5 protein-coding genes and 1 pseudogene are annotated in these 7,916 nt (G+C 64.5%); 1 reads left to right on the forward strand and 5 read right to left on the reverse strand.

Going from position 1 to position 7,916, the window contains the following annotated elements; all coding sequences use genetic code 11:
• From VF672_RS07580 to VF672_RS07595, 4 genes are all read right to left on the reverse strand, one after another.
• The coding region (locus VF672_RS07580; RefSeq protein WP_331103239.1) for an ATP-binding protein at positions 1-2,264 on the reverse strand (2,264 nt) is incomplete at its 3' end.
• A 107-nt stretch (positions 2,265-2,371) separates the two neighbouring features.
• The gene (locus VF672_RS07585) at positions 2,372-2,989 is read right to left on the reverse strand and encodes a response regulator transcription factor (protein WP_331103241.1); all 618 of its coding nucleotides are present in this window, start codon (positions 2,987-2,989) and stop codon (positions 2,372-2,374) included.
• Between the two features lie 16 nt (positions 2,990-3,005).
• The gene (locus tag VF672_RS07590; RefSeq protein WP_331103243.1) at positions 3,006-4,532 is read right to left on the reverse strand and encodes a winged helix-turn-helix domain-containing protein; all 1,527 of its coding nucleotides are present in this window, start codon (positions 4,530-4,532) and stop codon (positions 3,006-3,008) included.
• A 238-nt stretch (positions 4,533-4,770) separates the two neighbouring features.
• A complete protein-coding gene (locus VF672_RS07595; RefSeq protein ID WP_331103245.1) occupies positions 4,771-5,763 on the reverse strand; it encodes an MBL fold metallo-hydrolase in 993 nt (330 codons plus the stop codon).
• Between the two features lie 186 nt (positions 5,764-5,949).
• Between VF672_RS07595 and VF672_RS07600 the strand changes: the two genes are divergently transcribed.
• On the forward strand, positions 5,950-7,380 hold the full coding sequence (locus VF672_RS07600; RefSeq protein ID WP_331103247.1) for a mechanosensitive ion channel family protein: 1,431 nt from the start codon (positions 5,950-5,952) through the stop codon (positions 7,378-7,380).
• Between the two features lie 410 nt (positions 7,381-7,790).
• Here VF672_RS07600 and VF672_RS07605 read toward each other — a convergent pair.
• A pseudogene (locus VF672_RS07605) lies at positions 7,791-7,916 on the reverse strand (DNA starvation/stationary phase protection protein); the annotation flags it as partial.

Consider the following 7,916-nt stretch of genomic DNA (forward strand, 5'->3'; position numbering starts at 1 on the left):
ACGAACGTCGCACCGCCATAGCGCGCGGGCATCGCGTAGAGGTGGCCGCCGTGGGCGCTGATGATGGACTGACAGATCGCCAGCCCCATGCCCATGCCTTTGTCCTTGGTGCTGAAAAAGGCATCGAACAGCTGATGCATGTCGCCCGGATCGATTCCGCGACCGCTGTCTTCAACGCTGACCACCGCGTAATCGCCCGCCACCACTTCGCTGGTGATCGACAGCCGCCGCAGCACGTGATCGCCGGCGCTCATGGCGTCCAGCGCATTGAGGATCAGGTTCAGCACCACTTGCTGCAGCTGCACACTGGACGCGCAAACCCGCGCGGGTGAACAGGTCAGGTGCGTGGTCATCAGCACCCGCTGTTGCTCGACTTCGACGCCGGTCAGCGCCACCACGTGGCGAATCACGTCATTGAGCAGCAGCCTGCGCCGGTGGTGCGGGCCCTGTCGCGCCAGGCTCTGCAGCGCATTGACGATGTCACCGGCGCGCCGGCCCTCGGCGACGATGTCGCGCAGCCCGGACAACGCTTCGTCCACCTTCGGGTTTTCGCGATTGAGCCAGCGAATCCCGGCGGCGGCATTGGACACGATGGACGCCAGGGGTTGATTGATCTCATGGGCAATCGAGGCCGCCAGTTCACCCATCACCGTGGCCTGGGCGACAGTGGCCAGGCGTGCGCGGGCGGCGCGCAGGGCAACTTCGACATCCCGGCGCCGCGCATTTTCGTGCTCCAGCGCCTGATGCAGCCGCGCGGTCTCCAGAGAGACCGCCGCCTGGCTGGCCAGCAGTTCCAGCACTTCGGTGAGACAGACCGTAAACACGCCCGGCGCGAGATTGTTTTCCAGGTACAGCACGCCGAGCACCCTGCCCTGTTTGAGCAGCGGCACGCACAGCGCCGAGCGTACCGGGTGGCGGCGCACGTACTCGTCCGCAGCGAAGTAGGCGTCGGCGCAGACATCGTCCAGCACCAGGCGCTGGCGAGTGCGCATCACCCGGTACAGGATCGACAGCGGCAGGTGGTGTTTGTCGGGCACCGTGTCCACCAGCTCAATACGCAGGCCGTCTTCACCGCTTTCGCCGACCGCAGCGATTACCGGCGCCTCGTCGTTCACCCGCAACAGCAAGGCCCGCTGCGCGCCGGCATGGATGATGGTATTGCGCAGCAGGGTCTCGATCAGCCGGTCCTGCTCGCTTTCATCGCGTAGCGCGTGGGCCGATTTCATGACAGAGGACAGGTCCAGCGCCTCGCGACCGCCGGCAAACGTGATCGAGGCGCGCCCCGACCACGCCCCCTGCACCGGCAGCGCAGGGTTCGGGCCATGAGGATGCGTGTTGCCAGCCCCCTCACGCAGACCGTCGGACAGGTCAGGAGGCAGGCCGGGAATGTCGCGCCACTGCTGCCACTGGCCCAGCATTTCGCTCAAATCCCGGTGCAGCGCGACAGCGCTCTGGTAGCGGTCGTCCGGATTTTTGGCGATCAGCCGATGCACCAGGTGTTCCAGAGGCGCAGGGATATCGCCGCGGTACTGGCTCAGGGGCAGCGGCAGGCGCGCCACATGGCAATACACCCATTCCACCGCATCCACGGCGTCGAACGGCAATCGGCCGGTCAGCCATTGATAAAACGTCATGCCCAGCGAATACAGGTCGCTGCGTTGATCCGCCTGCCGCTGCACCCGCCGTGCCTGTTCGGGCGCCATGTAACCGAGCGAGCCACACAGGGCGTCGGACACCGGCAGGTGCGGAGCCGACTGCACGTCAACGCTCAGGCCGAAACCGCTGAGCCGGACCACGCCGTCGGCGTCTTCGATCAGGTTGCATGGCTTGATGTCGCGGTGCAGCAGCCCGGCCTGATGGGCGCCGACGACGGCGGCAGCGGCAGCAATGGTTCTGCGCAAAAAGGCCTCGATGGACAGCGGCGCTTGGCCGTCATCCTGCCGAGTTGCTGCGCTGGCATCCTCGCGCACCAACAGCGTGCCTTCCGGCCCCGACAGCAGCGCCACGGGCTGCACCGCCCATTGCGGCATCAACCGGGCCGCCAGTGAAAACTCGTGTTCCAGACGGCGACTCGCGTTGATCGACGCGTCGGGGGCAGGCCGGACGATGCGCCAGTGGCGGTCCTCCAGAGGCAGCGTGACCCGGTAATGGGCAAGCTCACCATCAACAAACAGCCACTGCCAGACGAGCTGCTCCAGCCACTGGGGGCCGAACGCCCCGGCGCTGGAGATAGCGGTGTACGGCCCGTTGAAAATACTGCTCATGAAAACCCTTTATAGACCCTGTCCGGGTGCTTCTTCCCGGCTCAAGCCGGTCCTGCTCAAACCACCGCGTAACCGGTAGGACCGGCTTCACCCCGCAAGGCGCATAGTCACTTCGCCAGGCAGCCAAGCCGGTCGCTCATCTTCAACAGCTCGATAACGTTACGCGCACTCATTTTGGTCAGGACGTGCTTTTTGTGGACCTTGGCCGTGACTTCGCTGGTGCCCAACTCCACCGCGATCTGCTTGTTCATCTTGCCGGTGATCAACAGCGCCATGACTTGTCGTTCCCTTGGCGTGAGGCTGTCAAACCGTGCTTTCACGTCGACCGTCAGGCAGCGCTCGTCGATGCTCGTCGCGTCGCAGGTCAACGCCTCGCGCACCAGATCCAGCAGTTGCTCCGGCTCGAACGGCTTTGTCAGGAACTCGCGAGCGCCGGCCTTGATGGCGCGCACGGACATGGCGATGGTGCCGTAGCCGGTCATGAAGATAATCGGGAAGGTCTGGCCTCGCTCCAGCAAGGTCTGCTGCAGATCGAAGCCGGTGCCTTGGGCGAGGTTGACGTCCAGCAGCAGGCAAACCGGGCCCTGACTCAACGGCCGGGCCAGAAACGCCTGGGCGCTGTCGAACACCTCGCAGACGATGTCCGCCGAGTGCAGCAGGCGCTGCAGCGAGGTGCGAATGGCGGCGTCGTCGTCCACCACATAAACCTTGGGGGTCACGCTCATAAAAGGTTCCGTCGCATCAACGGCCAACGGCCAGTGCTCTCTGATGCCGCGCATGATACCCGTCGGGCCCGACCGGCACAGCCCTGATGCTTTGCAGCGTGGCCAGCGCCGACGGTGGGTCGCACTCCTGCGCACGGGGCGCGCGAACGTCCACCGGGGCGGCGTCCTGGGCGCTGAGCGTCAGCAGGCAGGCGCGGGTGGCCGCGAGCATCCGGTAGAACCGGAAAGGGCCCTGGGCTGTGACCATCAGCAGCGACTTGGTCGCCAGCCGGACGATGCAGTCCATGATGCAGGCGCGCGGCAGGCGGGTGCGCTGCAAGGCATCGCACGCACGTTCCAGGGTGAAGCGACCGTCCAGCTCGGCCAGCCGCCGCAGCACGGTGCGCTCCTCACGGCCGAGCAGGCGCAAGCTCCAGGCCAGCGACGCCTGCAGCGTTTGCTGACGCGGCGGCGCCGTGCGCAACGACGCCGAGAGCATGTGCAGGCTGCCGTCCAGGCTCGCCACCAGTTGGTACAGCCCCAGAATGCAGGCCCGGGCGGCGGCCATTTCCAGCGCCAGCGGCATACCGTCGAGACGGCGGCAGATTTCCCCCACCAGCTCCACGCTGTAATCGTCCAGTTGCGCATCGCCGTCGGCCGGCAGATGGCTGTCCAGCGCACGCCACTGGCGCAGGAATAACTGCGCCGCGGCGCTGCGCAGAATAATCTCCGGGGAGGTGTTCAGTTCGGGGATATCGAGGGGCGGCACTTGCAGGCTGCGCTCGCCGGCAATGCGCAACGGCTCGCGGCTGGTGGCGATGGCGCGCACCGCCGGCACCCCGCGCAAGATCACTTCCAGCAAGCCGGCGACGCTTTCCGCCAGATGCTCGCAGTTGTCCAGAATGATCAGCCCCGGCTGCTGTTGCAGGTGACGGATCAACCCTTGCGCGTCCAGATCGCCGCTGCTGCAGTCCAGGCCGACGGCGCTGTAAAACGCGTCCAGCAGCAGCTCGGCGCATTGCAGTTGCGCGAGCGGCACGAAGTACACAGGGGTCGTGCCGGCATCCAGCAACGTCTGGCCCAGTTCGGCAGCCAGGGCGGTTTTTCCGACGCCGCCGGGGCCAATCAGCGTGACCAGCGCGCAACCCTCGGCCAGCGTGGTGCTCACTTCATCCAGCAACGCCTGGCGCCCGAGCAAGGCGACGCGCGCCGGCAACCGGTGATGGCAGCTCACGCCCTGCAGCGCGGAGGGCGCGCGGGTCTCGGGGTCGAGGCCTTCCCCGCCCAGCAGCACGTAACCACGGCCCGGCACGGTGCGGATCTGCTCGCGGTCGCTGCCCATCGCCTTGCGCAACGCGGAGATATGCACCTGCAGGTTGTTTTCTTCAACCACGGTGTCCGGCCAGACACTCTGAAGGATCGTTTCCTTGCTCACCAACTGACCTTGATGGCGCAGCAACACGTCGAGAATATCGAAAGCGCGGGTGCCAATGCGCATGGCGACCCCGTCTTTGAACACGTCTCTGTGCTCGCGGGAGATCATCGTCTGACCGAGACTTATCATTTCATGCAGTCCTTGGAAGTGACGTCGCAGGCCCTGATTCGCTGAGTGTCGTCCGGGCAGGGTTTTAACCGCGGAGGCACTCAGCGCAGCTGTCCATGTTTAACCGGTGTCCATCTAACCAGTTAAAAGCAGCGGCTGATATTAGCTCTAGGGATAGTTCCCGCTCATTTCGAAGGTGGCGACAAGAAAATCCGCGCAGGGACGAGTGAACCCGCGATGCGTGGTTTACGCCCTGTGCCTATTTGAGCAACGGCACGTGAGCCGCACGTTGATAAGGGCCGTACTCGACCGGCACCCATTGGAAGTGCTTGTCGATGGCCACAATATGCCCGGTGCCGGGGAACGGCAGATGCGCCGCGGCGACCCAGATTTTCCGGCTCGCGGCCTCGGTGAAGACTTGGTCGCGGCTGGCGATGGCCTTCTGGCTGTTCTCGTCGAACGCGATGCTCACGGACGGATGATCGAACTGCACCGCGAGGCTGTGGATCAGGTCGCCGATGAACAGGATGGTCTGGCCTCGGGAGCTGAACTGGTACGTCGTGCTGCCCGGCGTATGCCCCGCTTCCAGTGCCGTGCTGACCTCAGGTACCGGCGACTGGCCAGGTGTGAACGTCTTGAACCGGCCAGCCGACACGTAGGGCGCGGTTGAATCCTGAGCAATCTTGAAGTAGGCCTTGGCCTGCTCCGGCACGCGGCCCAGGGCGGTCGGGTCGAGCCAGTAATCGGCTTCCGGTTTGGCGGCATAGACCGTGGCGTTGGCAAACACGGGCTTCTTGTCGGCGTCGACCAGTCCGCAGACGTGATCCAGGTGCAAATGCGTAAGCAGGACGGTGTCGATCTGGTCCGGCTGATACCCTGCCGCCTTGATGTTCTGCGGGAGCATGCCGGCCGTCTCGCCGATGCACTGCCCGGCGCCCGTATCGACAAGGATAAGGTGCTCGCCGGTGTTGATCAGAAAGGCATTGAAGGCGGTTTGCACGCCCGGTGTTTCGATGGCGCGACGGGCCAGCAACGCGCGTATCGCGTCGGGCTTCATGCCCTTGAGCAAGGTGGGCGACAAGTCGTTGTAGCCGTCGAACAGCGCAGTGACTTCGTAGTCGCCGACGGCCAGACGGAAATAACCGGGCACCTGAGTTTTCTGTTGGGCGGGCGCCTGGGCCATGACGACGGCGGAGCACAGCGCCCATCCAAGACCGACGGAACGGGTGAGTGAGGAGACGGATAAGCGCATGTAAGGCCTCGGATCGGAGAAAAAACGTTGCCCATACTGACGTGCCCCGGAACCGCCGCGCTTGAAGCAACGTGCTTCTTTCGCCAGCCCTGCGCCGCATCGGTTATAGACATCGCCCATGACCGTCCCTACATTGTTCGCGCGCCGTCGCGCCAGGCGGCCCACTTCTTTTTGCGGATATCGCCCATGTCGACCGTCGTCCCCCATTATTCGCTGGCGTGGAGCCTGCTCCTGCTGCTGGCTGACCTGTTGGCCTGGCACCTGCTGGCCGATCGCAACCGGTTGGCGCGCGTTGGCATGCGGCTGGCCGCGTTTGTCGCTTACAGCCTGGTGATCATCAATGCCGGCGTCAGCCCCCTGGAAGCGCCGGCGTGGCCTGACGACAGCGCGCTGCAATTCGGCGCAACGCTGCTGGCAATCGTCTGGTGGCTCTACGCCGCACGCACCCTCACCGTGGTCCTCGGGTTGGCGCTGACCCGTCGCGTCGGCCACAGCGGCCGGCTGTTGCAGGAGGTCATTGGCGCGGTGATCTTCCTTATCGCTATCGTGGCGGCAGCGGGCTATGTGCTGCAGTTGCCGGTCAAGGGCCTGCTGGCCACGTCGGGCGCGATGGCGATCATCGTCGGCCTGGCGCTGCAGAGCACGCTCAGCGATGTGTTCTCCGGGATCATCCTTAACACCACCAAGCCGTATCAGGTCGACGACTCGATCTCAATCGACGGCATGGAAGGCAAGGTCGTGGACATCGACTGGCGCGCCACGCATCTGCTGACGGGGGTGGGCACCATGGTGGTGATCCCCAATTCCGTGGCAGCGAAAGCCAAGATCGTCAATTTGAGCCGACCGGTCCATATTCACGGCGTGTCGATCAACATCATGATGTCACCGCACATTCGCCCGCGCCGGGTGCTGGATGCGCTGGAGCGTGCCCTGCAGGGCTGCAGCGCCCTGTTGCAGACGCCCAAGCCTCGCGCGGTGGTCAAGGAGACCAGCCCGACCACCATCGAATACGCGGTGACTGGCTTCATCAGCGACCTGAACAACAAGAGCGACGTGCGCAATCTGCTGTTCGATCTGGCCTATCGGCACCTCGAAGCGGCCGGTATAGCCTGGCAATCGGAAACGGCCGCCGAGGCCATGTCCCGGCCGCGGGCGCTGCTGGATGAGGTCAAGGTGTTCCGCACCAGCACCGCCGAGGAAAAGGACCAGCTGGCGCAAAGCATGGTGGCGCGGGAATACACGGCTGGGCAGACGATTATTGAGGTCGATGAAATCACTGACGGGTTGCTGGTGATCGCCACCGGCGTGGTGTCGGCGAGCGTGAAGGACGGCAATGAGGTGGTGGAAGCCGGACGCATGGGACCGGGCGAAGTGATGGGCGAACAGAGCGTACTGGCCGATACGCCGTCGCAAGCGCGCTTCACCGCCCTCACCTCCTGCGTCCTTTACCGCATCGATAAAGCCGCCACGCGCCAGGCCATGGAACAGCGCGTTGAAATCGTGACGGCGTTGAACAAGCTGCAGGCGGTTCGTCAGCAGGGCACACAGCACGTGCTGATGCGCAAACCGGTGGTGATCAAGAAGAATAACTTTCTGGGGTGGTTGCAGAAGCGCTGATGGTCGCGATTATTGTGTAGAACCGGCTTCGGCTGGGATCCGCCAGCGTGAACACCGGGAATGTTGCGGTGTGGCGTCCGACGCTTTCCCGGCTAAAGCCGGTCCCACAGGGAATCGCACGCGTTCAGTGGGACTGGCTTCAGCCGGGAATCCCACAGGTGATCGCACGCGTTCAGTGGGACCGGCTTCAGCCGGGAATCCCAACAGGTGATCGCACGCGTTCAGTGGGACCGGCTTTAGCCGGGAATCCCACAGGCGATCGCGCCCGTTCAGTGGGACCGGCTTCAGCCGGGAATCCACCGTAACCGCGCTCGTTCATTAAGACCGGCTTCAGCCGGGGATCCCAGTGATCGCACGCGCTCAGTAGGACCGGCTTCAGCCGGGAATGGGCCTTCAGCCGCGACGCAGCTTCAGGCAACGGAGCCTTCACCTTCCAGCAGCGAGCGCAGCATCCACGCAGCTTTTTCGTGGACTTGCATGCGTTGGGTCAGCAGGTCGGCGGTGGGTTCGTCGCTGACTTTTTCCAGCAGCGGGAA

Origin of the sequence: Pseudomonas sp. (assembly GCF_036387035.1) — a bacterium.
Taxonomy (GTDB): Bacteria; Pseudomonadota; Gammaproteobacteria; order Pseudomonadales; family Pseudomonadaceae; genus Aquipseudomonas.